This is a genomic window from Gordonia pseudamarae (assembly GCF_025273675.1).
Lineage (GTDB): Bacteria > Actinomycetota > Actinomycetes > Mycobacteriales > Mycobacteriaceae > Gordonia > Gordonia pseudamarae.
The window spans coordinates 4,661,451-4,686,822 of sequence record NZ_CP045809.1 but is presented as its reverse complement, the minus strand read 5'-3'; the positions used below and the strand labels follow the sequence as shown (position 1 = coordinate 4,686,822).

The 25,372-nt window shown below is 67.2% G+C and carries 23 protein-coding genes and 1 pseudogene; 12 read left to right on the top strand and 12 right to left on the bottom strand.

Going from position 1 to position 25,372, the window contains the following annotated elements:
* Positions 1-66 precede the first annotated feature (66 nt).
* Both GII31_RS20475 and GII31_RS20470 read right to left on the bottom strand, forming a co-directional pair.
* Positions 67-723, bottom strand: coding sequence for a VIT1/CCC1 transporter family protein (locus GII31_RS20475; RefSeq protein ID WP_213245152.1), 657 nt, complete (start codon positions 721-723; stop codon positions 67-69).
* A 106-nt stretch (positions 724-829) separates the two neighbouring features.
* Positions 830-1,570 (bottom strand): TetR/AcrR family transcriptional regulator, encoded by a 741-nt coding sequence (locus tag GII31_RS20470; RefSeq protein WP_213245151.1) that lies wholly within the window; start codon positions 1,568-1,570, stop codon positions 830-832.
* A 93-nt stretch (positions 1,571-1,663) separates the two neighbouring features.
* On the opposite strand from GII31_RS20470, the gene GII31_RS20465 reads away from it, so the two are divergent.
* Complete coding sequence (locus tag GII31_RS20465) at positions 1,664-2,665, top strand: hypothetical protein (RefSeq protein WP_213245150.1); 1,002 nt, start codon at positions 1,664-1,666, stop codon at positions 2,663-2,665.
* Positions 2,666-2,855: 190 nt separating this feature from the next.
* Here the strand turns inward: GII31_RS20465 and GII31_RS20460 are convergent, their stop codons facing one another.
* Together GII31_RS20460 and GII31_RS20455 are read right to left on the bottom strand one after the other, a co-directional pair.
* Positions 2,856-3,854, bottom strand: coding sequence for a metallophosphoesterase (locus GII31_RS20460; RefSeq protein ID WP_213245149.1), 999 nt, complete (start codon positions 3,852-3,854; stop codon positions 2,856-2,858).
* Between the two features lie 295 nt (positions 3,855-4,149).
* Positions 4,150-6,597, bottom strand: coding sequence for a penicillin-binding protein (locus GII31_RS20455; RefSeq protein WP_287383608.1), 2,448 nt, complete (start codon positions 6,595-6,597; stop codon positions 4,150-4,152).
* Between the two features lie 324 nt (positions 6,598-6,921).
* On the opposite strand from GII31_RS20455, the gene GII31_RS20450 reads away from it, so the two are divergent.
* A complete protein-coding gene (locus GII31_RS20450; RefSeq protein ID WP_213245148.1) occupies positions 6,922-7,224 on the top strand; it encodes a WhiB family transcriptional regulator in 303 nt (100 codons plus the stop codon).
* Positions 7,225-7,566: 342 nt separating this feature from the next.
* On the opposite strand, the gene GII31_RS20445 is transcribed toward GII31_RS20450, so the two are convergent.
* A complete protein-coding gene (locus GII31_RS20445; protein WP_213245147.1) occupies positions 7,567-8,661 on the bottom strand; it encodes an ArsA family ATPase in 1,095 nt (364 codons plus the stop codon).
* Positions 8,662-9,738: an ArsA-related P-loop ATPase gene (locus GII31_RS20440; protein ID WP_407649854.1), complete on the bottom strand. Its 1,077-nt coding sequence runs from the start codon at positions 9,736-9,738 to the stop codon at positions 8,662-8,664.
* A gap of 44 nt (positions 9,739-9,782) precedes the next feature.
* Here GII31_RS20440 and GII31_RS20435 point away from each other — a divergent pair, with 44 nt between their 5' ends.
* Positions 9,783-9,947: a DUF4177 domain-containing protein gene (locus tag GII31_RS20435; RefSeq protein WP_213245146.1), complete on the top strand. Its 165-nt coding sequence runs from the start codon at positions 9,783-9,785 to the stop codon at positions 9,945-9,947.
* Positions 9,948-9,951: 4 nt separating this feature from the next.
* Positions 9,952-10,419 carry a RidA family protein gene (locus tag GII31_RS20430; RefSeq protein WP_246221977.1) on the top strand — a complete coding sequence of 156 codons (468 nt, stop codon included), beginning with the start codon at positions 9,952-9,954 and terminating at the stop codon, positions 10,417-10,419.
* A gap of 151 nt (positions 10,420-10,570) precedes the next feature.
* Here GII31_RS20430 and GII31_RS22675 read toward each other — a convergent pair.
* A pseudogene (locus GII31_RS22675) lies at positions 10,571-11,188 on the bottom strand (GlxA family transcriptional regulator); the annotation flags it as partial.
* Positions 11,189-11,217: 29 nt separating this feature from the next.
* Here GII31_RS22675 and GII31_RS20420 point away from each other — a divergent pair.
* Together GII31_RS20420 and GII31_RS20415 are read left to right on the top strand one after the other, a co-directional pair.
* Positions 11,218-12,642, top strand: coding sequence for an MFS transporter (locus GII31_RS20420; protein ID WP_213245144.1), 1,425 nt, complete (start codon positions 11,218-11,220; stop codon positions 12,640-12,642).
* A gap of 10 nt (positions 12,643-12,652) precedes the next feature.
* On the top strand, positions 12,653-13,477 hold the full coding sequence (locus GII31_RS20415) for an MBL fold metallo-hydrolase (RefSeq protein WP_213245143.1): 825 nt from the start codon (positions 12,653-12,655) through the stop codon (positions 13,475-13,477).
* Between the two features lie 110 nt (positions 13,478-13,587).
* Here the strand turns inward: GII31_RS20415 and GII31_RS20410 are convergent, their stop codons facing one another.
* A complete protein-coding gene (locus GII31_RS20410; protein ID WP_005185087.1) occupies positions 13,588-14,262 on the bottom strand; it encodes a Crp/Fnr family transcriptional regulator in 675 nt (224 codons plus the stop codon).
* A gap of 204 nt (positions 14,263-14,466) precedes the next feature.
* Entirely contained in the window at positions 14,467-14,745 is a 279-nt protein-coding gene (locus GII31_RS20405; RefSeq protein WP_213245142.1) for a hypothetical protein, read from the bottom strand.
* Between the two features lie 253 nt (positions 14,746-14,998).
* Here GII31_RS20405 and nth point away from each other — a divergent pair, with 253 nt between their 5' ends.
* Genes nth through GII31_RS20385 form a run of 4 tightly spaced genes read left to right on the top strand, consistent with a single transcriptional unit; the run spans position 14,999 to position 18,592 of the window.
* Complete coding sequence (gene nth / locus GII31_RS20400) at positions 14,999-15,787, top strand: endonuclease III (protein ID WP_213245141.1); 789 nt, start codon at positions 14,999-15,001, stop codon at positions 15,785-15,787.
* The gene (locus tag GII31_RS20395; protein ID WP_213245140.1) at positions 15,784-16,542 is read left to right on the top strand and encodes a TlpA disulfide reductase family protein; all 759 of its coding nucleotides are present in this window, start codon (positions 15,784-15,786) and stop codon (positions 16,540-16,542) included. Before nth ends, GII31_RS20395 begins: the two co-directional genes overlap by 4 nt.
* A 2-nt stretch (positions 16,543-16,544) precedes the next feature.
* Positions 16,545-17,345: an NUDIX hydrolase gene (locus tag GII31_RS20390; RefSeq protein ID WP_213250806.1), complete on the top strand. Its 801-nt coding sequence runs from the start codon at positions 16,545-16,547 to the stop codon at positions 17,343-17,345.
* Positions 17,346-17,392: 47 nt separating this feature from the next.
* Positions 17,393-18,592 (top strand): MarP family serine protease, encoded by a 1,200-nt coding sequence (locus GII31_RS20385; protein ID WP_213245139.1) that lies wholly within the window; start codon positions 17,393-17,395, stop codon positions 18,590-18,592.
* 19 nt (positions 18,593-18,611) lie between these two features.
* Here the strand turns inward: GII31_RS20385 and GII31_RS20380 are convergent, their stop codons facing one another.
* The 3 genes from GII31_RS20380 to acs all read right to left on the bottom strand — a co-directional run bounded on the left by GII31_RS20380 (position 18,612) and on the right by acs (position 22,183).
* On the bottom strand, positions 18,612-19,562 hold the full coding sequence (locus GII31_RS20380; protein WP_213245138.1) for an alpha/beta fold hydrolase: 951 nt from the start codon (positions 19,560-19,562) through the stop codon (positions 18,612-18,614).
* Between the two features lie 2 nt (positions 19,563-19,564).
* Positions 19,565-20,128: a phage holin family protein gene (locus GII31_RS20375; RefSeq protein WP_407649853.1), complete on the bottom strand. Its 564-nt coding sequence runs from the start codon at positions 20,126-20,128 to the stop codon at positions 19,565-19,567.
* A 102-nt stretch (positions 20,129-20,230) separates the two neighbouring features.
* Positions 20,231-22,183, bottom strand: coding sequence for an acetate--CoA ligase (acs, locus tag GII31_RS20370; RefSeq protein WP_213245136.1), 1,953 nt, complete (start codon positions 22,181-22,183; stop codon positions 20,231-20,233).
* Between the two features lie 263 nt (positions 22,184-22,446).
* On the opposite strand from acs, the gene GII31_RS20365 reads away from it, so the two are divergent.
* A complete protein-coding gene (locus GII31_RS20365; RefSeq protein ID WP_213250803.1) occupies positions 22,447-23,193 on the top strand; it encodes a Fic family protein in 747 nt (248 codons plus the stop codon).
* Between the two features lie 1,032 nt (positions 23,194-24,225).
* Positions 24,226-25,314, top strand: a complete 1,089-nt coding sequence (gene ssd, locus GII31_RS20360; protein WP_213245135.1) for a septum site-determining protein Ssd — start codon at positions 24,226-24,228, stop codon at positions 25,312-25,314.
* The last annotated feature ends 58 nt before the right edge of the window (positions 25,315-25,372 follow it).

Genomic DNA, 25,372 nt, shown 5'->3' with positions numbered 1-25,372 from the left:
AGGTCCCCTGCGGATACGCCCTCTGTGTGGATACTGCTTCTGTGTGTACTTCTTCTGGGAGTGCCTTCAGATCAGCCAGTCGCCCAGAATATGGGACACCGCGAGTGTGCCCGCGCCCATGATGACCGAGCGGGCCACGGTCTTGCGGATATCGGATCTGCCCGAACGCGCCAGGACGAACGAGGTGACCGTCAGTGAGACGATGGCCGCGACGATCGTCCATTCCTCACGCCACCCGATCGGCAGGAGATAGGCGATCAGGACGGGGGCGAGCGCGCCGATCAAGAAGCCGACCCCCGCCGAGATCCCGTCGGTCCAGGCGTCGCGGGAACTGGTCATCTCCCGGATGCCGTACTCGATCTCCAACTGCGCGGAAAGTGCATCGGCCTCCGAAAGCTCCACGGCCACCTGGCGGGAGGTCTCTTCTGAAACGCCTTTGGCCACAAACCAGTCGACGAGCTCGGCGATCTCCTCCTCGGGCTGGAGGTCGAGCAGGCGTTGTTCTTCGGCGGCCGTGGCGATCTCGGCCTCACGCTGAGCAAAGGCCTCGCCGAGTTCGGCGCCCAGCACCGACAGCGCACCCACCACCGCACTGATCGTGATGACCGCGAAAGTGGTGGTGCGTTCGACATCGGCACCCGCCAGGCCCAAACTCATCCCGGCCACGGCCATGATGCCATCGTTGACATCGGTGATGCGGGCACGGGCGGTCTCAGGGGACATCCGGGTAAGCGGAGACGCGCTCAGGAGACCTCCGAAGTGTGGCGGCATCAGAGAACAATAACCGACGACCGGGCAGGTCGTGCGGGGCCGTATCGGCCGGCGGCGGTCAGCCGATACGGCCGCCCGGTCGGGCGTCCGAATCAGGCGATATCCCCCAGATCGATACCAGCCAGATCGCCGAGATCACCTCGATGAGGTGTTCGCGGGCGGTGTCCGCCGGCCGCCGGTCCGGATCGTCGCTGTCGGGATCGTTGCTGTCGGAATCGTTGCCGTCCGGACCCTCGTCGGTCCAGGTGCTGTTGACCAGCGACCACACCGTCATCCCGAACAACGCCTCGACGAGGGCGGTCAGGTCGTCGGAGGCGGGCCGGATACGACCCGCCGCGCGTAGGAGTTCCAGGACGCCGCGGATCTGCTCGCAGTTCTGTTCGAGTAGCCCGTCCCACAGCCGGGCGAGCTGATCGTCGGACGACCGTGCCTCCAGGGCGGCCGCGATGAGTCGATGATGCGCGCCCCACACACGTACCGCGTTGCCGGTGAGCCGGCGCGTCATCTCGGCCGGCGGAAGCCGCGGATCTACCGCCGACATCGGGGATTTGGTGATCGCGAACTGCTTCCACACGTCATCGACGGCGGCGGCCAGAACGGTGTACTTGGACTCGAAGTACACGTAGAACGTCGGCCGGGTGATGCCCGCCTGCTTGGCGATCCCCTGGACCGACACCTCGGAGATCGGATGGGTTCGGAGGAGTTCCACCAGGGCGTCGATGATGCGCGCCCGTTGCGCGTCGCCCTTGCTCGACGCGCGACGATCGCCGACGGCGCGGGTGGTTGCGGGCTCACTCACGTGGTCGACGATACCGGCAGAGCATCACCCTTGACACACCGTATGGAAAAAGCTGACACTGTGTAAAATTATCGATAGGAAAGGTACGCACCCATGTCCTCGTTCGACGTCGAAAACGCCGACATCATCGCCGACGTATCGCTGGTGGACGCATCCACCCAAGACCACTCCACCGGCGACAAGCAGTTCCCCGGGCTGCACAACGACCTGTCGTTCCTCTGGGCGATGGTCGACACCGAAGACGGCAAACGCTACGAAGTCGTCCGCAGCGTCTCCCAGAGCTGTGCCTACGACTTCACCGTCCACGAATGCCCCACCGACATATGGGAAAAACCCCGCGGCATCCGCATCCCCGGCGAGCACGACCTCTACTGGGGCCCCGCCGTCTGGCTCGGCCGCGGAGAACGGCGCCGCATCACGCCCGCCAACTTCGACATGATGGTCAAGCACCCCATGAACATCTCCCTGTCGCCGACGAAATACATCTGGCAGGAAGAAGACGTCGTCGACATCGAACTCACCCCCCTCCCCGGCAACGTCACCCGCATCGACGTTCCCGGCGACCCCGACCCCGTCGGGTACACCAGCACCGGCTGTTCGATCACCGGCTCCGTCAACGGCAGCACGATCACCGGCGGCTACGGCGGTATCGACCGCATGTACTGCATCCCCGGCCTCAGCGCCCAACTCTCCAAGATCGCCCAACTCGAGCACTACTGGTTCGTGTGGGGCGCCATCCACGAGGACGGCACCTGGGAAACCGGCAACGCCATGCTCGGCGCCGGCGGCTACGCGACCGCCACCTGGCACCGCCAAGGATTCGACCCCATCATCGCCACCAACGACGACGTCGAATCGAAAGTCCTCTGGGAAGACCGCGAGAACGGCGAATCACAGCCCGTCTCAGCGCGTCTCACCTTCGGCGGACGCACCTTCGACTTCACCACCACCCACAACGCGGCCGCCCAAGCCGCATCCCTCGGCATCAAATGGGTCCACGGAACCGTCCAGGAAGAAGGCGGACCGGTCCCGGTGCAGACCTGGTCGACAATGGAAGTGATCATCCGCAGAGCCGAAACAGCCACGTCGAGATAATGCGGCGGGCCTGGTTTTCTTGCCCCTTGTTCCCCGTTCTTCACTCCGACACGCGGGGCTCGTTCCTCGCTCGCGTGTCGTCGCTCCAGAACGGGGTCGGGGCAAGAAAACCAACCCGACTGGGCGACCAAACACGTTGTCGCCCCGGCATCGGCCTGACGCTGACGTGAGCCGAGGCCCGCCGCATGATTCAGCGTTTGATGGGCTCCTTGCCTACCGTGGCGGGAGGGAGTGAGTAGGCCTCATCGAAATCGGCATCGCCATGCGACACCGGGGTCAACGTCAACAAACTCGCCTCAGGGCGGCAACAGAAACGGGCCGGGGCATACGGCGACGTACCGATACCAGCACTCACATGCAACTTCATCGTCGAACCCCAATTCGACGGACCCTTCACCCGCGACCGGTCAATATGGCAATTGGTAACCAGAGCGCCATAGAACGGCAAACACAACTGACCGCCATGCGTATGACCCGCCAACACCAGGTCGTAACCATCGGCGGCGAAACTGTCCAACACCCGCGGCTCCGGCGAATGCGTCAACCCCAACCGCAGATGCGCCAACGGATTCGGTCGCCCGGCCACGGTCTCATAGCGGTCCCGCTCGATATGCGGATCGTCGACACCCGCCGCCGCGATCCGCACCCCGCTCACCTCAAGCTCACGGATCGTGTGCGTCGCATCCAACCAGCCGCGTTCCACGAACGCCGCCCGCAAATCCTGCCACGGCAACGGATCACCATGGGTGCGCTTGTGGTTCTTCTTGAAATACTTGAACGGATTCTTCGGCTTCGGGCCGAAATAATCATTCGACCCGAACACGAACAAGCCCGGCCGCGACAACAACCCGCCCAACGACTGCACCACCGCCGGCACCGCCGCCGGATGCGACAGATTGTCGCCCGTGTTCACCACCAGATCAGGCTCCAGCGCATCCAACTCCGACAACCACGCCTGCTTCAGACGCTGCCGCGGCACCATATGCAGATCACTGATATGCAACACCCGCAACGGCGTCGCACCAGGCTCCAACACGGACATCGTCGTATGCCGCAACGTGAACGCATTGCGCTCGATCACCGTCGAATAGAACAACCCACCGGCCGCAAGCCCCGCCAACCCGGCAACTGCGCGCACAGCGGCCTCGCCGGAGACCGGCACCCGAAAGTTTGTGTCAAAGGCAACCATCGTCACAGACTACTCCGCAATATGGCGCCCGCTCGCAAGCTCGCGGATCGCGGGTCCTGCGGGCCACAAGTCGTCGTCTTCCCTCGTCATTCGCGCGGGCTCCTTCGTCGCCCGGCTCATTCCTCAGTCCAGACAACGACAGCCCGCCGGACCGCACTATGGCGCCCGCTCGCAAGCTCGCGGATCGCGGGTCCTGCGGGCCACAAGTCGTCGTCTTCCCTCGTCATTCGCGCGGGCTCCTTCGTCGCCCGGCTCATTCCTCAGTCCAGACAACGACAGCCCGCGATACTGCGGATCAACCTCCGGGGAGTTCGACCTCCACCGGGCCGATGCCGGGGACGTCGACCATGGTGCTGGTGGGTGGACGGCTACGGCTCGCGCGCTGACGCCCGTTGGACACCGACATGGTGATCGTGCTGCCCGGCATCGCCGAACCCGACGGGGTGGTCGTCACCACCGTGCCCTGCGGACGCGGACTGTCGACCTCCACCTCGACCACCTTGAACCCGGCCGCCTGCAGACGCGACTTGGCCGAACTCGCCGGCAGCCCCGCCACCTGAGGCACCCGGCCCTTGTCGTTACCGGCCATGAACTGGGGGTCCGGCCTGGCCAGACGCACCGGGCCGAACTTGGTCGCGATCGGCCCGATCGCCTGGAACCACGTGCGGGCCGGTTCCATGCCGCCGTACAGGTCGCCGTCGTAGCACTGCCGCAGCGGGCTACTGCAGATGCCCGACGGGTTCGGGCCGTCGTTGTACACGTACGCCGCACCCGCGAGCTGATTGGTGAAACCGAGGAACGCCGACGAGCGGTGCGCCTCGGTCGTACCCGTCTTGCCCGACATGGGCAACGTCCAGCCGCTGCTGTTCGCCGCACCGGCGGCCGTACCACCGATGTGATCCTGACCCATCACGAACGCCAGTGTGTTCGCCAGTCCCTCCTCGACGACCTGCTCGCATCCGGGAGGATTGAACGGCACCGGCACCAGCGCCGGATTGCCCTTCGCGTCGAGCATCGGGTTGCCGTACTTGTCGCGTTTGATGCTGCTGATCGAGGCGATCGGATTGGGCGGACACCACACGCCACCCGAGGCGAGAGTGGCCGCGACATTGGACAACTCCAGTGTGTTGACCGCGGTCGGGCCGAGCGTGAACGAACCCAGGTTCCCGTCCTTGACGTACGAGGCGATCGACTTGTCGCCGTACCCGGACGTGCCCGGACTGTTGTAGGACCGCAGGCCCAGGCGCACCGCCATGTCGACGGTCGGCTTCACACCCACCTGCTGTAGCAGATTCACGAACGCGGTGTTCGGCGACATCGCGAGCGCCTGCGTGATCGACATCGTCGCCGGATACCTGCCGTCGTTGCGAACGCAGTACATGCCCGCGGGGCAGCCGTTGGCGCCGTCGGACGAACCCATGCCCTCCACCGCGATCGACGCGGGCACCGAGATCTGTGCGCTCGCACCGAGCCCCTTCTCCATCGCCGCGGCGACCGTGAAGATCTTGAAGATCGAACCGGCACCGTCACCGACCATCGAAAAGGGCTGTGGCTGCACCGTGTGCTCGGCATTGCTGTCGAGACCGTAGAAACGGCTCGACGCCATCGCCAGCACATCGTGTGACTTCTTACCGGGGCGGATCACGTTCATCACGTCGGCGACGCCTTCGGCGCTCGGGCTCGCCTGGGACTGTGCCGCGCGGGTGGTGAGCTGCTGCACCTGTGGGTCGAGGGTGGTGCGGATGATGTAGCCACCGCGCAACACCGTGTTGCGGGAGAGTCCGTTCTCGGCGAGGAACTGCAAGGCGTAGTCGCAGAAGAAGCCATCGCTGCCCGCAGAGATACACCCCTGCTGCGGGGTACGCGGCTTAGGGAGAACCCCCAGCGGTTCGGCCTGCGCCTGCTCGATCTCCGCGCGCATGTCGGGGAAATTGGTGAGCATCGTGTCGAGCACCGTGTTGCGGCGTTCCTTGGCGCCCTCGGCGTTGGAGTACGGGTTCAGTGCCTCACTCGACTGGACGATGCCGGCGAGCATCGCCGACTCGGCCAACGTCAGATCCTTGGCCTTCTTGCCGAAGTACGTCTGCGCGGCGGCCTCGATGCCATAGGCGTTGTTGCCGAACGGAACCACGTTCAGATAGCGGGTGACGATCTGCTTCTTGGCCTCCTGCTTGGCGGCGGCATCGCTCAGACCCTTTTCCCGTTTGGCCTGGTCGCGGAGCGTCTGCTCCATCGTCAACGCCATCCGTACCTCGCGGAGCTTGCGTGCCGGGGTGGTCTCCACCGCCGCCTCGCGTTCGGCTTCTGTCCGTGCCAGGACGAGCAGCTGATAGTTCTTGATGTACTGCTGATCGAGCGTCGAGGCGCCCTGCTGAACCTCGCCCGACGACGAGTTCTTCAGCGCGGCGCGGATAGTGCCCTTCCAGTCCACCCCGTCGTGCTCCAGGAACCGGCGGTCCTCGACGGAGATGATCGCGCGGATCATGTTCGGCGAGATGTCGTTGTACCCGACCTGGGTGCGGTACTGGTCGTAGAGGACGGCGATCGGCCTGCCGTTGGCATCCGTCATCGTCGTGACCTCGGGCATCGTGCCGTCCACCAACTCCGACGACACGTTCTCCACAGCCGCCACAGCCCGATTCGAGAGGACCCCCAATCCGCTGGCGACGGGGTAGAGCAATCCGGCGACCAGGACTCCTGCGAGCAGGCACGCCCAGGTCAGAGGCCAGAACTTCTTCAGCAGCAACACGCCCACAGGATACGTGTCGATTATGTGATGTCGCCAAACTTCCGGGCCCAGCGAGCCACCCGCCACCTGCGTCTCACCGGCAGTCGGAGCGCCACTGTCGTCTGTTTGGACGGTGGTCCCACTTTTGTTGGCTCCAGGGCTTGCGTACGCAATCGTGGAACCCTAAATTAAGGATCGAATGTGACTCACGTAACATTCGATTTCCAGAGTGGTGCAGTACTCGTTGTGGTTGTGGTTTCGCCAGGGCTTACCCGCCCGGCATCACGACGCGATCGAACTGCGCAGACGCTGAGACAGGGCGAAGGAAGGGGTCGGCGGATGGCGACAGCGGCGGTTTTCATTGGAGAAGATCGGCAATTGTGGGTTTCCCAGGCCAGATGCCGCGGAGGCGACCCCGACGAACTGTTCGTCCGCGGCGCTGCCCAGCGCAAAGCGGCCACCATCTGCCGACACTGCCCGGTGCAACTCGAATGCGGCGCCGACGCCCTCGACAACCGAGTCGAATTCGGCGTCTGGGGCGGGATGACCGAACGACAGCGCCGCGCCCTCCTGCGCCAGCACCCCGAAGTCACCTCCTGGTCGGAATTCTTCGAAGCACAAAAACGCCGCCAGGCTGTGTAATTTGCGCCCGCTCGCAGGCTCGCGGATCGCGAGTCCTGCGGGCCCGGAGTCGTGTTCTTCCCTCCTCGTTCGCGCGGGCTCGTTCCTCACCCGGCTCACTCGTCAGTCCAGAACACGACGGCCCGCCGGACGGTGTAATCTGCGCCCGCTCGCAGGCTCGCGGATCGCGAGTCCTGCGGGCCCGGAGTCGTGTTCTTCCCTCCTCGTTCGCGCGGGCTCGTTCCTCACCCGGCTCACTCGTCAGTCCAGAACACGACGGCCCGCCGGACGGTGTAGGTGGCACCCGCTCGCAGGCTCGCCGATCGCCGGCCCTGCGGGCCAGGGGGCGACGTCCGGGGGTGCTTACCCCCGGCTGACGATCTGCTCCGCCACCGCCTCCAGTGCCGCCTTGTCGGCGACCTCGAATGGGAGGGCGGGAACACCGACGATCGGGACCGCCGGGTGGGAGGCGGTGAACCGCTGCAACAGGTGCAGCTCGCGGCGGGCCGTCGCGGCCCGGTCGGCGTGAATGGTGAGCACACCCCGGGTCAGCTCGTCCGATACCTGATCCAGAGCCACCTGCACCGACGTATCGGTGACCGACGTCAGATTCGGGTGCGTCCGGTTGAGGATGAGACCCGCCAGCGGCATCGACTCCTCCGACAGCCGGTCGACGAAGAACGCGGCCTCGCGCAGGGCGTCGGCCTCCGCGGCGGCCACCACCACGAACCGGGTGCCGGGCTGTTTGAGCAGCTCATAGGTTTGCAGCGCCCGCTCCTGGAAGCCGCCGAACATCGAATCGAGCGACTGCACGAACATCGCCACATCGCGCAGCATGTCGCCGCCGATGATCGTCGAGATACCGCGCATCGCCAGGCTCATCGCACCGGTCACCATGCGGCCCACGCCGCGGCCGCCGCCGACCAGCACCTTCATCAGTCGCCCCGACAGAAAAGATCCCAATCGTTTCGGCGCGTCCAGGAAGTCGAGGGCGTTCCGCGACGGCGGTGTGTCGACGACGATCAGGTCCCAGCGGTCCTCGGAGAGCAGCTTGCCGAGCTTCTCCATCGCCATGTACTCCTGCGTACCCGAGAACGACGATGCGACGGTCTGATAGAAGGAGTTCTCCAGGATCGCCGCGGCCCGGTCAGGCGTCGAATGCTCCATCACCATGTCGTCGAAGGTGCGGCGCATGTCCAGCATCATCGCGTCCAGTGACCCGGCGCAGTCCAACGGCACCGGCTGCGGCTCGTTGGTGAGCGCGGTCATCCCCAGCGACTGCGCCAACCGGCGCGCCGGATCGATCGTCAGCACCGCGACCCGGCGTCCCTGCTCGGCGGCATACAGTGCCATCGCGGCGGCCGTCGTCGTCTTGCCGACACCGCCCGCGCCGCAGCAGATCACCACACGGGTGCCCGGATCCTTGAGGACCGACGCCATCTTCAGATCGACGGCCATCTACGCACCAACCTTCCGTAGGACGCCTGCCAACTCGTACGCCGCACCCAAATCGATACCGTCGCCGATCTCCGGCAGATCCAGGATCGGCAGATCCACGTTGTCCAACTGTCCACGCGCGATCTGCTGAGCCTGATGTCTGCGCGCGTAGTCGATGGTCTCGGTCAGCAGCCCGGCCATATCGGCGTCGGCCGCGTGGAACCCGGCGTCGGCCAGGTGTTCCTTGATGCGGACGGCGTCGATGTGCCCGTCCGCGATGTCATCGATCTCGGCTTCGGGTAGCAGCGGCTCGCGCACCCGGTTGACCAGGACCGTTCCGATCGTCAGCTCCTTGCTGTGCAACTCGTCGATAGCCTCGACGGTCTCCTGGATCGGCATCGCCTCCAGCAGCGTCACCAGGTGCACGACGGTCTGATCCGAGTGCAGCAGCCGCACCACACCCTCGCTCTGGTTGCGGATCGGACCCGATTTCGCCAGATCGGCCATCGCCTTGGTCACATCCAGGAACGAGCCGATGCGTCCGGTCGGCGGGGAGTCCACCACCACTGCGTCGTAGCGTGCCTTGCCCTGCTTGTCGACGGCGATGATCCGTTCCTTGATCTTGCCGGTGATGATGACGTCGCGAAGTCCGGGTGCCACCGTCGTCACGAAATCGATGGCGCCGATCCGCTTTATCGCCCGGCCCGCGAAACCCAGGTTGTAGAACATGTCCAGGTATTCGAGCAGCGAGTGTTCTATGTCTATGGCCAGCGCGGACACCTCGCCACCGCCTTCCGCGGTGGCGATCCGGGTGTCGGTCGGCGGCAACGGGGGGAGATCGAACAGTTGCGCGATACCCTGTCGGCCTTCCACCTCCACCAGCAGAACCTTCTTGCCGCCGGCCGCCAGCGCCAGAGCCAGCGCGGCGGCGACGGTCGTCTTACCGGTGCCGCCTTTGCCGGACACGAAATGCAGCCGCGCGCGACTGGCGGCGGCGGGCCAGCTGTCCGTCTGTGATGCCGCGTCCGTCTGTGATGCCGCGTCCGTCGCCGGGGCGAGCGGAGTGACGGGGGACGTTACGGGTGCCTCATTGACCACACGATCACCTTAGTCGGAACACGTCGCCGGTTAATGTAGGTCCCATGAGTGAACTCACCGCATGGGAGTACGTGACCGTGCCGCTGCTGACCCACGCCACCAAACAGATTCTGGATCAGTGGGGCACCGACGGCTGGGAGCTGGTCAGTGTGCTGCCCGGCCCGACCGGCGAACAGCACGTCGCCTACCTCAAACGACCGAAAGGCTGAGCCTATGAGCTGGACCCAGCGCCTGGCCGACCTCGGGATCACCCTGCCGGCCGTCGCCACACCGGTCGCCGCCTACGTGCCCGCGGTGCGCACCGGCGATCTGGTCTACACATCGGGGCAGCTACCCATCGTCGACGGCACGCTGTCGATCACCGGCAAGGTCAGCGAAACCGCCGAAGGGATCGTGAGTCCAGACGACGCCTATGCGGGAGCCCGTCAGTGCGCGCTCAACGCGCTGGCGGCCGTTGACGCCCTCGTCGGTCTCGACTCGATCGTGCGCGTGGTCAAGGTCGTCGGTTTCGTGGCCTCGGCCCCCGGATTCACCGGGCAGCCCAAGGTCATCAACGGTGCATCCGAGGTCCTCGGCGAGATCTTCGGCGACGCCGGTGTGCACGCCCGCTCGGCCGTCGGCGTGGCCGAACTGCCGCTCGGCGCACCCGTCGAGGTGGAGCTGATCGTCGAGGTCGCCTGACCCTTCCGGCCATCAAAGACCCCACCGATGTGCGCAGGTGCGTCGGTGGGGCTTCTTGTGGCCGGAATCGGCGGAAGGTGTTCGCCGGCTCCGGGTCCGGGTGCGAACGACTATGACACGGACGGTGTGAAGCTGTCGCGGTAGCCACTGGGGACAACGACATCCGGTTGCGGAATTGGGTACGCAGGGCGGTGGGACTCAGCCCCACCGCGGCGGCGATCCGGTCGATCGACTGGTCGGTACGCTCGAGCAGTCGGGTGGCGACGAGAATGCGCTGCCCGGCGAGCCAACGGCCCGGGCTCATCCCGTAAGTGGTGGTGAATTGTCTGTTGAAGGTGCGCAACGACATTGATGCCCGGCGGGCGAGATCGGCGGTGGTGATCGGCTGGTCGAGATTGGTCAGCGCCCAGGCCGTCGCGGCCGAAAGAGCGCTGTGCGCCTGCAGGTTCGGCGGTCCGACAGGTATCGTTCCGTGGTCGGGCGGCATGAACTGCGCCTGGCCACCGGGGCGCCGGGTGGCCACGACGGTGCGCCGGGCGGCATCCAGGGCGACCTCGGCCCCGAAATCCTGCTCCACCATGTGCAGGCACAGATCGATACCGGCGGCCAGGCCCGCACTGGTCAGCACGGTGCCACTGTCGACGAACAGGACCGATGGGTCGACGTCGACCTGCGGGTAGCGGGCCTGGAGGGCGGCGGCGTCACGCCAGTGAGTGGTGGCGGTCAGGCCGCTCAGCAGGCCGACCTCGGCAAGGGTGAACGCGCCCACGCAGATCGACGCGGACGGAAGGTGGGGAAATGATGACAACCCCACCCGAAATACGACGCGCGCAAACCCGCACGCTCACCCTGCTGTGCGCCGGACAGATCCTCGGCGGTGTGTCCACCGGGACCTCGCTGGCGCTGGCGGGCGTGGCCGGCGCCAAACTGTCGGGCAGTGAGACCTTCGCCGGATTACCGGGCACCGCAACCACTCTCGGCGCGGCAGCGGTCGCCCTGCCACTCGCCGCGGCGGCCCGCCGTCGTGGTCGCAGGCCCGCGCTGGCCGGAGGCTTCTTCGTCGCCTCGGTCGGCGCGCTGCTGGCCGCCCTCGCCATCGACCTCCACATCTTCGCGCTGTTCCTGGTGGCCATGGCGATGTGCGGCTGCGGCGGCGCGGTCAGTCTCCAGGCGCGTTTTGCCGCCACCGACCTGTCGGCACCGGGGTCGGCGGGACGGGATCTGTCGCTGGTGGTGTGGATGACGACGGTCGGCGCGGTGATCGGGCCGTCGATCACCGGGGTCGGCGCCGATCTCGCCCATCTGCTCGGAATCGCCGATCTGGCCGGGCCGTTCGTGATCGGTGCGGGCACGTTCCTGCTCGCCGGCACGGTGCTGGCCGCCGGGCTACGACCGGATCCACTGCTCATCGCGCACACCCGGACACCCGCCGCACCACGGCAAGCGTCATCGCGGCTGGGTGAGGTGTGGCGAACGGTCAGAGCATCGGCGGCCTCGCGCAACGGCTTCGTCGCGTTGCTGTCAACACACGCGGTGATGGTGGGGGCGATGTCGCTGACCCCGGTGCACCTCGCGCACGGCGGCGCGACCCTGAACATCATCGGGCTGTCGGTGAGCGCACACCTGGCCGGGATGTACGCCCTCTCGCCGCTGATGGGGCTGGCGGCGGACAGATTCGGCCGGGTGCCGCTGATGCTGGCCGGGCAGGCCGTACTGCTGGCCAGTTGCGTCGTCGGGCTGTGCTTCGCCGGAACCGAACACCACGGCGCGGGCACTCGGGCGGGATTGGTGGTGGCGATGGCGCTGGTCGGCCTGGGCTGGTCGGCGACCACCGTCGCGGCGTCGACACTGCTGAGCGAGAGCGTGCCCGACCGGACGCGGCTCGGCGCGCACGGGCTCGCGGATTCCTCGATGGGGCTGGCCGCCGCCGTGGCCGGGGCGCTCGCCGGGGTGGTGGTGGGGGTGTTCGGGTATGGCGCGCTGATGATCGTCGTCGGGGTCGGGGTGCTCGCCACCGCGGGCTACCTGCTGCTCGACAGAACCGGTCAAGCAGACCGCGAGCGGGCCGACACGATGCCTGAGCCGTACGTGGCGGAAACCTGTGTGGCGGAAACCTGTGTGGCGGAAACCGACGCGGCGGGGCCGCACAGGGAAGACCCGCACAACGAAGGCCCGTGCAAGCGAGGTGAGGGGTGCAAAGAATGGGATTCCTCGCGGCGGTAGTGTGCGGAATATGACCGAAGATGCCCGTGACGGGGCGCCTGTCCACCCCGCGTACGGTGTGCTGCGGCCGGTGACACCGTTTGCCTCGGTGTTGCTGTGCGACAACCCCGGAATGATGGAACTCGACGGCACCAACACCTATGTGTTGCGCGCCCCCGGCCATCCCGACTGCGTCATCGTCGACCCGGGCCCGCCCCGGCACGGCAAACACGTCAAACGAATCGCACGACAGCCCGGCATCGTGCTGACCCTGATCACGCACCGCCACTTCGACCATGTCGGCGCGATCCCGAAGCTCTACAAGCGCACCGGGACGCCGACCCGGGCCCGACTCGACGAACACTGCCGTGACGCGCCGCCGCTGCGTGACCGGGAGGTCATCGAGGCGGCCGGGCTCACGATCACGGTGCTGTTCACGCCCGGGCATTCCGGGGACTCGGTGAGCTTCCTCATCGAACACGGCGACGACAGGGCGATGCTCACCGGCGACACGATCCTCGGCAGCGGTACCACCGTCCTCGACCCCGCCGACGGTGGCCTGCGCGACTACATGAACTCGCTCAACCGGCTCATCGTCGAGGGGGAGCAGTGTCACCTGCTGCCCGCGCACGGCCCCGACCATCCGGCTCTCATCCCCGTCGCCCGCTACTACAAGGCACACCGCGAGGAGCGGATCGACCAGATCGTGGCCGCGCTCGATGAGATGGGTAAGTCGCCGAACGAGGTCAAACCGATGAAGGTGGTGCGCCGGGTGTACGCCGACGTCGACAAGAAGCTGTGGCCCGCGGCGAAGATGTCGGTGAAAGCGCAACTGGAGTATCTGCGCGACATCTGACGGGCCAGGTCACAAACCCGGCAGATCACCATGCCGGCAGGTCACAATACGGCGATGCCCGCCACCACTCGGTGACGGGCATCGCCGTATCGGTGTGCGAACGCGGATCGTCAGCGGGCGCGGCGGGCCAGACGCTCCGAATCGGCGATCAGCACGCTCTTGCCCTCCAGCCGCAGCCAGCCACGCTGGGCGAAATCGGCCAGCGCCTTGTTGACGGTCTCACGGGAAGCGCCGACCAACTGGGCGATCTCCTCCTGCGTGAGATCGTGGGTGACGCGCAGCGCACCGGCCTCCTGCGTGCCGAAGCGCTGGGCGAGTTGTAGCAACTGCTTGGCGACACGACCCGGCACGTCGGTGAAGATCAGGTCCGCCAGGTTGTTGTTGGTGCGGCGCAGGCGGCGAGCCAGCACGCGCAGCAACTGTTCGGCGATCTCCGGCCGATCCTGAATCCACTTACGGAGCGCGTCGCGGTCCATCGAGACCGCACGCACCTCGGTGACCGTGGTGGCCGACGACGTACGTGGACCCGGGTCGAAGATCGACAGCTCACCGAACATGTCCGACGGGCCCATGATGGTCAGCAGGTTCTCACGGCCATCGGCCGACCGGCGGCCGACCTTGACCTTGCCCGACAGGATGATGTACAGGCGATCACCCGGCTCACCCTCGTGGAAGATCACATGTCCACGAGGAAAATCGACCGGTTGAAGTTCTTTGGTGAGCGCCGCGACGGCGGAGGGCTCGACCCCCTGAAATATGCCCGCCCGCGCCAGTACTTCCTCCACTAGGAACCTTTCTCATTCGATCACCCAACTCAGGGTGACAGGCTACTCCGGCACCAAGCATAAGTGTTGGATGGGTCACTTGTGCGTCAATGCCGTGTTCGGATCTCGACAAGGCGGTATTGCGGTGGATCCTGTTGCGGTGAATCGGCGCCCGAAACGAACGAATCGGGCCGGATCAATCGGGCGAACCGGAAAAGGAAACCTTCAGCTGGCGCGGAAGCTGGGCGTGGCGTGCAGGTCGGTCTCGCCGGACCCGGTCAGGATGTCGTCGCGGCCGGCGCGGCGGTCCCGCAGTTCGTCGAGTGCGGCCGGCAGTCCGGTCTTGGCGAGGTTGTTGACAGCCTCGTCGTCGGCATCGGCCAGAAACTCATCGACGTGCGCCGGGGACACGGAGAGCCTGTCGATGCGGCACTGCACCCTGTCCATCGCGACGGCGAACAGCATGAGTACGGCGGGGACGAGCAACGCGGCGAGCCCTTGCATACGGACAGTAAACACAATCGGCACCCCGCGGGCGAAACCCAGAGCCGTGCTGTCACCGACTTGTTATCAACCGTGTGGATGACACGCCGCGGCCCGCCGCCGACCGACCCCAGAGTATGGTGACGGCGGTCATTGTGTAGGTCGCGGGTGCCGGCGCCGGGGAAAAGTGCCCCGTCACCACCATCGGGGCGGGGAACCGTCGGCGCGAGGCGTCCGGCGCGCCAGCCGGCGATGAACCACTAGTCTGAACATGATGAGTTCCCGAACGACGACGCAGGTGAGGTCGGTCAATCGCCGCAGCGACGAGACCCGGCTGGGTCTGGTGCGTCGTGCGCGCCGGATGAACCGCACCCTCCGGCTCGCGTTTCCGCACGTCTACTGCGAGCTCGACTTCACCACCCCGCTCGAACTGTCGGTGGCCACCATTCTGTCGGCGCAGTGCACCGACGTCCGGGTCAATCAGGTCACGCCCGCACTGTTCGCCGCCTACCCCGACGCCCGCGCCTACGCGGAGGCCGACCGCACCGAACTCGAAGAGATGATCAGGTCCACCGGTTTCTACCGCAACAAGGCCAACTCGATCATCGGACTCGGGCAGGCCCTGATCAGCCGGTTCGGCGGTGAGGTCCCGGGTACCCTCGAAGAACTGGTCACTCTGCCCGGGTTCGGCCGCAAGACGGCCAACGTCGTCCTCGGCAACGCCTTCGGTGTCCCCGGCATCACCGTGGACACCCATTTCGGGCGACTCGTGCGGCGCTGGCGGTGGACCGAGGAGACCGACCCGGTGAAAGTGGAACGGGTCGTCGGTGAACTCATCGAACGCAAGGAATGGACCGACCTGTCCCACCGCGTCATCTTCCACGGCCGCCGGGTCTGCCACGCCCGTACACCGGCGTGCGGGGTGTGCGTGCTGGCCAAGGACTGCCCGTCGTACGGCGAAGGCCCGGTCGACAAACGTACCGCGGCCGCGCTCGTGAAAGGGCCGGAAACCCCACATCTGCTGGCGCTGGCCGGGATCGGTGACGCGGTTATCGAGCCATGACGAACGAACCAGCCGACCCGGACTCGACGAACACCGAGCCGGGCAACACATCATCGGAGGCGGCCGGCACCGCGACCGGAGGGCGCCCGCCGCGCTTTCCGCCCGCCGCCCGCTGGACCGTCGTGTTCATCGTGGTGATGGTGGCCCTGCTGGCGGCGATCTGGCCGCGCGGCGACAACAGCCCGGCGATCGATGCCGACACGACCACCACCGTCGGCACCCGGACCAGCGTTCCGGTCGACACCGGCCAACTCGCCGGCGCGCGCACCGAGGCAGCGCTCGCCGACTGCCCGGCACCGGCCTCGACACCGGGCGCGAACGCGGCGCTGGCCGGAATCGTCGCCGAATGTCTGGGCACCGGCCGGACCTACGACCTGGGCGACGCGACGGCGGGTACCCCGTTGCTGGTCAACATGTGGGCCACCTGGTGCTATCCGTGTCGCCAGGAGTTGCCGATCCTCGCCGACTACGCCACCCGCGCGGGCAGCAGGATCAACGTCCTGACCGTGCACGCCAAAGAGGGCGCGAACAACCCGTATCTGGTACTGAAGTTCCTCACCGAACTCGGTGTGCACCTGCCGGCCACGCTCGACACCGACGGCAGGATCGCCGCCGCTCTGCGTGCCCCCCGGGTCTTCCCGTCCACGATTCTGATCCGCGCCGACGGCACCATCGCCAAGGTTCTGCCGCAAGTCTTCGACAACACCGACGAGATCGCCGGTGCCGTACGCACGCACCTGGGAGTGGATACGTGAGCATGACCCCGGCCGACTACACCGGACACGGCCCCACCGTGCCGCAGGCGCAGATCCCGCCCTGGCTGCATGCTCTCACCGACGACGTCACCGCGGTCACCGCCAAGGTGCTCGGCCGCGGCGGTGATCGCACCCGATGGATGTCGATGATCCAGCGCAACAAGCGCACCGCCGCGGTCCTCATCCTGTTCTCCGGGTCGTGGGCCGCCGATCCCACGGCGCACGGCGGGCTGCCGGCAGACGTCGACGTACTGCTCACGCAGCGTGCCCCCACCCTGCGCCAGCACAGCGGGCAGGTCGCCTTCCCCGGCGGCGGCTTCGACCCGGGCGACGACTTTCCCGTCGGCACCGCCCTGCGCGAGGCGAACGAGGAGACCGGGCTCGTCGCCGGCGGCGTCGACATCCTCGCCACCCTCATGCCGTTCCCGGTGCCCGCATCGGGGTTCGAGGTCACCCCGGTGGTCGGGCATTGGCGCAAACCCGGACCCGTCGGTGTCGTCGACACCGGCGAAACCGCCCGCGTCACCCGCATCAACATGCGGGAACTGCTGCACCCCGACAACCGTTTCCAAGTACAACGGTCGGTCCTGGGCGGCAGCGTGTACAAGGGTCCCGCGTTCTTCGTCGACGGCATGCTCGTATGGGGCTTCACCGGCGGGCTGATCGCGGCGATCGCCGAGGTGTCCGGCTGGGAGATCCCCTGGGACAAGAACGACGTGCGGCCCCTCGACGAGGCCATCGCGCTGGCCGAATCCCCCCAATCCAACAGGGTCCACCCGCCCCACGCGGAGCCCACGACATGACAGGGGCACCGACATGACAGGGACACCGACATGACGGGGAGAGCAGCATGACGGGCTCGATCTGGGTCGACCTCCTCGTCGTCGGCGTGGCGATACTCGTCGGAATCAGCGGATACCGGCAAGGTGCCGTCGCCTCGGCGCTCGCGTTCATCGGGGTCCTGGCCGGTGCCGTCGCGGGCATCCTGCTCGCCCCCAAACTGATGGAACAGGTCGACTCGCGGGAGGCGCGCCTGCTCATCGGCATCGCGCTCCTGGTCATCTTCGTCATAGCCGGGCAGGTCGCCGGACTCGTCCTGGGCCGTGCGGCCCGCGGCGGGATGCGATCGCCGGCCGCCCGCACCGTCGACAGCATCGTCGGCACCGTTCTGCAGGTCATCGCCGTGGTTATCGCCGCATGGCTGCTGGCCATCCCCATCTCCAACTCCGGTCCCACCAAGGTGGCATCCGCGGTCCGCGATTCGGCCGTCCTCGGCGCCGTCGACGACCTCGCCCCGCAATGGCTGCGCGACCTGCCCAACGATTTCAGCGCGCTCCTGAACAACTCCGGCCTGCCCGAGGTCATCGGACCGTTCGGGCGGGCCCCCGTCACCAACGTCGGACCACCCGACGAGGCGATCGCCCAGCAGCAGGTTGTCAGCCGGGTCCGGCCGAGCGTCGTCAAGATCATCGGCGTGGCACCCAGCTGCCGGCAGGAACTCGAAGGCAGTGGCTTCGTCGTCGGTCCTGAACGCGTCATGACCAACGCGCACGTCGTCGCCGGTACCCGCAGCCTCAGCGTCGAAGTCGAATCCGGGCAGCAACTGTCCGCCCGGGTGGTCCTGTTCGACTACAACAACGACATCGCCGTCCTGGACGTGCCGGGCCTGACCGCCCCCGCCCTGACGTTCGCCGACGGCCAGGCCGGCACCGGCGACGACGCCGTGTCCCTGGGCTTTCCGGGTGGTGGACCGTTCACCGCCACCGCCGTCCGGATCCGCAACGTGATCCGGCTGTCCGGACCCAATATCTACAGCTCGCAGCAGGTACGCCGCGAGGTGTACACGGTCCGCGGGCAGATCCGGCAAGGCAACTCCGGCGGGCCGCTGATCGATCTCGACGGCCGTGTGCTCGGCGTGGTGTTCGGGGCCTCCCAGGACCCCGCCGACGAAACAGGTTTCGTCCTGACCGCCGAGCAGGTGAGCGACAATCTGGCAACCTCGGCAAACCGGTCCTCGAGAGTCAGCACTCACTCCTGCATCGGGGGCTAGCCCGTTGGGCTAGCCGTGATCAGGTGCTGATGAAGCCCAGCAACTGCCGGGACACCGCCTCGGGTTGTTCCTGGTGGGCGAAGTGGCCGCTGTCGGGGATCTCGACGTAGGCGAATCGGGAGGCGTAGCGGCCCGAACGGGTCAGTGGCCGTTCGAAGATGTACGGGTCGTCAGCGCCGCGCAACGCCAGCACCGGGACGGTGAGCCGGACGTCCATCTGTTTCATGAATGTGGCACCGTCGGGACGGAACTGGGAACGGAACGCCCAGCGCCGGTACTCCAGGCTGCTGTGCGCCACATACGGTATCTGCAGCGCCGACCTGTTCCGGGTGACCGTGTCGGCGAAGTCGGTGCCCTGCTGCCATTGGGGTGACGACAATCGCCGGAAGTAGTGGTCGACGAAGCGTGCGTCGTGGTGCACCAGCCGCCGCTCGCCGACGCGCGGCAACTGGTTGTGCAGAAACCCGGACAGGAACGCCGAACGCTGCGCCCGGTGCAGCAGCACCTCCCGGCGCAGTGCGCGGGGGTGGGGGGAGGCCAGCACCGCGATCCGGTCGACGACCCGAGGATGCAGCGCGGCCGTGGCCCAGCACACCAGCCCCCCGTCGGCGTTACCGACGAGCGTGGCGGTGCGATGACCGAGCGAGCGCACCAGGCCGTTGGTGTCGCCGGCCAGAGTCCAGCCGTCGTATCCGCGGGGCGGCTTGTCGCTGTCGCCGTAGCCGCGCAGGTCGACGGCCACCGCGCGGTAGCCGGCCTCGGTCAGCGCCCGCAGTTGGTGACGCCAGCCCCACCAGAACTCGGTGTACCCGTGCAGCAGCAGCACCAGCTGACGATCCGGTGAACCCGCCGGGTCGCATTCGACGGCGTGAAACTTCAGACCGTTGGCGCGGACGTCGAAATGATGCCAGTCGACGTCGTGCCAGGGGCCGGGGAACCGGACGCTCGACGGATCCGGCGCAGCGGCCAACGTCAGCGCCGCGGGTCGTGCGCGGGCGGTATCGGCGGGTAGCCGGCCCGGGCGTCGACCGCTGATACCGCGTCCTTGCCGGGGATGCCGCGCGGCAGCACCGACTGCACCTCTTTGACCGATTCGATGGTTTTCGCGGGTCCGCGGACCTTGCGGAAGATGAAGTAGCCGCCCACGGCGGCGACGATCGTGATGGTCAGCAGGATCACGAACACGATCAACCACGCCGCCCACGCGGGCAGCCACACGTCGAGCAGCACGGCGAGGAAAAAGAAGAAGAACAGGCTGGTGTACAGCAGCATCACACCCGCGACCACCAGCAGGCCGGTACCGGCGCCCGCCTTCTTGCCGGCATCCACCAGTTCGGCCTTGGCCAGCGCGACCTCGGCACGGAACAGCGTCGACACGCTTGCGGTGGCGTCCTTGACCAGGTTCCCAATACTGGGTTCGCCGTCCTTGCCGACGTTCGCATCCCGCAGCGGGATCGACGGGACGGTCTGGTTGCCGGGGGGCACGGGTCGGCTCACTACATCCTCCGTAGTTCGGGTATGGGCATATGTTGCCATGCTTTGGCGGCAATACCACGACGCAGCGCCACCGGGATTCCTCGCCGGTGGCGCTGCGACGGACTCACATGGGCCGTGGTGATCCGGCCCGACGGCCGGTGATCAGGACTTACGGCTGCGGATCGCCTCGAAAACGGACGGGTCGACAAGTGTCGAGGTATCGCCGAGCTCGCGGCCCTCGGCCACATCCTTGAGCAGACGGCGCATGATCTTGCCCGACCGCGTCTTCGGGAGTTCGGGGACCACGTTGATCTCGCGCGGCTTGGCGATCGGGGAGATCTCGATCGACACCTGCCGGCGCAGTTCCGCGATCAGCTGCTCGCCCGTGTTCTCCACCCCTTCGCGCAGGATCACGAACGCGACGATGCCCTGGCCGGTCGTCTCGTCGGCGGCACCGATGACCGCAGCCTCGGCCACCCCCGAATGCCCGACCAGCGCCGACTCGACCTCGGAGGTGGAGATGCGGTGCCCGGACACGTTCATCACGTCGTCGACACGGCCGAGCACCCACAGTGCGTGGTCGTCATCGTAGCGGGCGCCGTCACCGGCGAAGTACCAGCCCTGCTCGGCGAACCGCGACCAGTAGGTCTCCTTGAACCGGACCGGGTCGCCCCAGATGCCGCGCAACATCGCCGGCCACGGCTTGTCGAGCACCAGATAGCCCTGCTCGCCGGCACTGACCGGGTTGCCGTTATCGTCGACGATGGTGGCGCTGATACCGGGCAGCGGTGCCATCGCCGAACCGGGTTTGGTCGTCGTCACACCGGGCAGCGGCGAAATCATGATGCCGCCGGTCTCCGTCTGCCACCAGGTGTCGACGATCGGGGCCTTGCCGCCGCCGATGACCTCGCGGAACCACCGCCACGCCTCGGGATTGATGGGTTCGCCGACGCTGCCGAGCAGTCGCACGCTCGACAGGTCGTGGGCGTCGGGGATGTCCCGGCCCCACTTCATGAACGTACGGATCAGGGTGGGGGCGATGTAGTAGATGGTCACCCCGTACTTCTCGATGACCTCGAAGTGCCGGTGCTCGTCGGGGGAGTTGGGGGTGCCCTCGTAGATGATCTCGGTCGCGCCGTTCGACAGCGGGCCGTACACCAGATAGGTGTGTCCGGTCACCCAGCCGATATCGGCACCGCACCAGAAGACGTCGCGGCCCTCCTTGTGGTCGAACACGTAGTGGAAGGTGTAGCTGGCCTGGGTCAGATAGCCGCCCGAGGTGTGCACGATGCCCTTGGGCTTACCCGTGGTGCCCGAGGTGTACAGCAGGAACAGCGGATGTTCGGAGTCGAACGCCTCCGGCTCGTGCGCCGCGGACTGCTCGTCGACGGTGTCCTCCCACCACACGTCCCGGCCCTCCACCCAGTTCAGGTCGGGGTCATGGTTGGTGCGACGCACCACCAGCACCTTCTGTACCGAGGCGGCGGCCCCGTCGCCGGTACCCAGCGCCTCGTCGACGGCCTCCTTCAGCGGGGCGGGCTTGCCGCGCCGGTACTGGCCGTCGGTGGTGATGACCAGTTTGGCCTCGGCGTCGTCGACGCGGGAGCGCAGCGCGCCGGCCGAGAATCCGGCGAACACCACCGAATGCGTCAGGCCCAGGCGCGCGCACGCCAGCATCGAGACGATCGCCTCGGGGACCATCGGCATGTAGATGGCGACGCGGTCGCCGGCGGTCAGGCCGATCGAGGTGAAGTAGTTGGCCGCCTTGGACACCTCGCTGAGCAGCTGCGCATACGTGATGTCGCGGCTGTCACCGGGTTCGCCGACCCAATGGATCGCCACGCGGTCGCCCTTGCCCGCGGCGACATGCCGGTCGACACAGTTGTAGGAGACGTTGAGCCTGCCGCCGACGAACCACTTGGCGACGGGGGCGTCGCTCCAGTCGAGGACCTCGCCGAAGTCGTCGGCCCAGTCGAGACGACGAGCCTGTTCGGCCCAGAACTCGAGCCGGTCCGCCTCAGCCCGATCGTAGAGTTCGGCGCCCGCATTGGCCTGCGCGGCGAACTCCTCCGACGGCGGGAAGCTCTCTACGGGATGGGCGGTCGTGGAAGTCATCGTTTCCAGGCCTTTCTCTTCGGTGAGTCTCTACCGGGCTTGTGGGAGACCCGCAAAACCTTCGGGTACGGGTCGTCGTCCATGATCAGGGTTGTCCCGATCACGTCCGGGCGGCGCGCGGCGCCAGGCGCCACACGTTCTCGTGTGATTGTGAGGGTAGTCACGTTGGAAGGGCGTTGTGGGGGAGTCCGGACCGATTCGCGCCGAATGGTCACCCAGATGCGCCGAATGGAACAGGTGACGTGGTCGATAGGGTGAGCGCTGTGGGAACCGATCCGCTGGCACCGCTCGTCGCACTGCCCGGTGTGGCCGACGCCGCAGAGAGAGCGCGTGACGCGCTCAGCGCCGTCCACCGGCACCGCGCCAACCTGCGCGGATGGGACAAGACCGCCACCGAGGCGTCCTGGCGGGCCGGCCGGTCGTCGGCGGCCATCGACGGTGGCAGTGTCGAACTGCGTCGCGACGGTGACTTTGACGACCCCGTCCTGGCCGGTGCGATGCGCGTGGCACAGGCACTCGACGGCGACTCGCTCGATCAGCTGACCGGGGTGTTCCGTCGCGCACCCGCCCAGGCCCTGGCCCGACTGCACATGCTCGCCGCGGCCGACTTGGTCGATGATCCCGACGATCTCGGCCGGCCGCGTGCCGGAGCCGACGTCGCCGCCCGACTCGACCTGCTCGGCCAGCTGATCAGCGGGGCCACCTCGGTACCCGGTCCGGTGCTGGCCGCGGTCGTGCACGGCGAATTGCTCGGCCTCGACGCGTTTCCCACCGCCAACGGCATCATCGCGCGCGCGGCATCGCGACTCGTATGCACCTCGACCGGACTCGACCCGCACAACCTGGGCGTTCCCGAGGTCACCTGGCTCAAACGGATCAACGACTACCGGTCCTTCGCCCGAGGATTCGCCGGCGGCACCCCGGAAGGGCTGGGCAATTGGATCCTGCTGTGCTGCGAGGCACTCGAAGCGGGTGCCGCGGAAGCGAAATCGATCGCGGACGCGGTCTGATGCGGCGGGCCTGAGTAGAACACGCCACACATATATAAACGCGGGCGGTGTCCTGACGTCTGCCAGGCCACCACCCGCGTAGCACGGACTCAAGTTACCAAGCGTGCTTGGTGGGTTGTGGTATCACCTCGGCGAGGGACTGTGGCTTCCTCTTGACCTCTCACTTCGCGGATTCGTCCTGATCGGCTGCTGCCGTGTCCGGGTGAAGCGCCGTTCTCATTCAGGAACCGCATGCCGGTCCGACGGTCGTCGTGTGATTCGGGACCTCCCCGAATCCTCGTCGTTCCGAGCGAATGTGTGAGGGTTGTTGATTGGTCTCAGTGTCGCAGGTGCACAACGCTTTTGCCTTATGCGGCGCGCTCCGCGTGGGTGCTTGCCGCCCGTGCTGGGAATTGCCCGGCCTGGGGGTCCGTTCCTTCTCTTCCGGATCGAACGTGGCCTTCCGGGATTCCGTACCAACGTTTCTACACCGTGATACCGGTCACAGCAAGGGGGTTCGGCGTCCAATTTCCGGACCTGATTTTTGTTGTCGACGATAGGTCGCCAGGGTGTATAGGGGCGTGGGAATGCCTGTGTCTACCCGCGTAATCATCCGTTGTGGGGTGGACCGTGGGCTGGGCTGTGGTCCGCAGCCGGGTGCGACTACCGCACCAGACCGCGGTCCAGGTCACATATCTGCTGGCCACCGCCGCAATCCGGGGGGCTTGTCGCGGCTCCGCGCGCCAGGTTTGCATCCATCCGGATCGTGTGTATAGTCGTGGGCACCCGGTTGTAATACCGGAGCGATTCAGCCCGACCCCCCGGGGCTGAAACGCCGACAACCCCGGCCTCCTCCCCCCTGGCCGGGGTTGTCCTCTTTCCTGGACCGGTTGTCCTCTTTCCTGGACCAGTTCGTGCGAGCTGTGCTTCCCGCCTGACCTGCTGCGCTACGTGGTGGTCGCTGGTTGTGGATGAATTTCGGTCTGTCCACAGATTCGGTCTGTGCGGCGATCGGGGCTCGGTGGCGACCGCAACCGGACCGACGATGAAGACATGGCTGATGACGTGCTCGCCCTCATCGATGACCACCTCACCGACGACGTCGCCAGGTGCGCGGCGGCCGCCGGATACCGGCTTGTGCGCGCCGACCCGGCATCGTGCCGTCGTGAATGGCTCGGTGCCCGGGCCGTCATCGTCGACGCCGCGGCAATCGGTGTGCTGGCCACCTGCGCACCGCCCAAACGCGCCGGCATCGTGGTCGTCGGTTCCGGGCCCGACGACGTGCATTGGCCGGCCGCGATCGGGCTGGGTGCGGACCACACCGTCGCCCTGCCCGGCGGCGATGCCGAACTTGTCCGGGTGCTCAGTGACATCCGCCGGCCCCGCCGACATCCGGGTGCCGCGATCGCCGTCATCGGCGGACACGGCGGCTCCGGCGCAAGCGTGCTCGCCGCCGCGACCGCGTTGCGCTCGGCGGACGGCGGCGCGCACACCATGCTCTTCGATGTCGACGACCACGGCGGCGGCGTCGACCTGCTTCTCGGGATCGAGGCCACGCCGGGCCTGCGCTGGCAGGACCTGACTGTTGAACGCGGCGCCGTCGGCGGCGACGCGCTCACGGCGGTGCTGCCCCGGCAGGGTCCGCGGCTGTCGGTGCTCGCCCCGCGCAAACCCGGCGGCCGAAACCCCGGTACCGGTGACCACCTCCCGATCCGTCCCGAGTCGGTGGTCACCGCGCTCGACGCCGCCACCGCACACGGCACCCTCGTCGTCGTCGACACGCCGCGTGCGGCCACCCCGCTGCGCCGCCTGGTCATCGACTCCGTGGACCTGGTCGTGGTCGTCACCACCGCGTCGCTGCACGCCGTATCGGCCACCCGGGCAATGCTTCCCGCCATCGTCGACCGCGGCGCCGACACGGCACTCGTCGTGCGGGGACCATCGCCGGCCGGATTGCGCGCCGGCGCGATAGCCGACGCCGTGGGACTGGATCTACTTGCCTCCTACCGGCCCGACCCACGGCTGCCGGCACGTCTGGAAAGCGACCGGCTTCGCGCACCCGGGCGTGGCCGCCCGCTCCGGCGGGCCTGCGACCTGATCCTCGCCCGGGCCGCGCACCACGCCCCGGCGCGACATCGCTGAGCAGATCAATCAGCCACGGGATATGAGTCACCCACGGCAGATGATTTATCCACAGCCG

What these genes read in the sequence shown, in the direction of transcription:
- GII31_RS20475 (WP_213245152.1), bottom strand. Translation starts at nt 723, where the DNA reads ATGTCCCCTGAGACCGCCCGTGCCCGCATCACCGATGTCAACGATGGC.
- GII31_RS20465 (WP_213245150.1), top strand. Translation starts at nt 1,664, where the DNA reads ATGTCCTCGTTCGACGTCGAAAACGCCGACATCATCGCCGACGTATCG.
- GII31_RS20460 (WP_213245149.1), bottom strand. Translation starts at nt 3,854, where the DNA reads ATGGTTGCCTTTGACACAAACTTTCGGGTGCCGGTCTCCGGCGAGGCC.
- GII31_RS20450 (WP_213245148.1), top strand. Translation starts at nt 6,922, where the DNA reads ATGGCGACAGCGGCGGTTTTCATTGGAGAAGATCGGCAATTGTGGGTT.
- GII31_RS20445 (WP_213245147.1), bottom strand. Translation starts at nt 8,661, where the DNA reads ATGGCCGTCGATCTGAAGATGGCGTCGGTCCTCAAGGATCCGGGCACC.
- GII31_RS20435 (WP_213245146.1), top strand. Translation starts at nt 9,783, where the DNA reads ATGAGTGAACTCACCGCATGGGAGTACGTGACCGTGCCGCTGCTGACC.
- GII31_RS20430 (WP_246221977.1), top strand. Translation starts at nt 9,952, where the DNA reads ATGAGCTGGACCCAGCGCCTGGCCGACCTCGGGATCACCCTGCCGGCC.
- GII31_RS20420 (WP_213245144.1), top strand. Translation starts at nt 11,218, where the DNA reads ATGATGACAACCCCACCCGAAATACGACGCGCGCAAACCCGCACGCTC.
- GII31_RS20415 (WP_213245143.1), top strand. Translation starts at nt 12,653, where the DNA reads ATGACCGAAGATGCCCGTGACGGGGCGCCTGTCCACCCCGCGTACGGT.
- GII31_RS20405 (WP_213245142.1), bottom strand. Translation starts at nt 14,745, where the DNA reads ATGCAAGGGCTCGCCGCGTTGCTCGTCCCCGCCGTACTCATGCTGTTC.
- nth (WP_213245141.1), top strand. Translation starts at nt 14,999, where the DNA reads ATGAGTTCCCGAACGACGACGCAGGTGAGGTCGGTCAATCGCCGCAGC.
- GII31_RS20395 (WP_213245140.1), top strand. Translation starts at nt 15,784, where the DNA reads ATGACGAACGAACCAGCCGACCCGGACTCGACGAACACCGAGCCGGGC.
- GII31_RS20390 (WP_213250806.1), top strand. Translation starts at nt 16,545, where the DNA reads ATGACCCCGGCCGACTACACCGGACACGGCCCCACCGTGCCGCAGGCG.
- GII31_RS20385 (WP_213245139.1), top strand. Translation starts at nt 17,393, where the DNA reads ATGACGGGCTCGATCTGGGTCGACCTCCTCGTCGTCGGCGTGGCGATA.
- GII31_RS20375 (WP_407649853.1), bottom strand. Translation starts at nt 20,128, where the DNA reads ATGGCAACATATGCCCATACCCGAACTACGGAGGATGTAGTGAGCCGA.
- acs (WP_213245136.1), bottom strand. Translation starts at nt 22,183, where the DNA reads ATGACTTCCACGACCGCCCATCCCGTAGAGAGCTTCCCGCCGTCGGAG.
- ssd (WP_213245135.1), top strand. Translation starts at nt 24,226, where the DNA reads ATGGCTGATGACGTGCTCGCCCTCATCGATGACCACCTCACCGACGAC.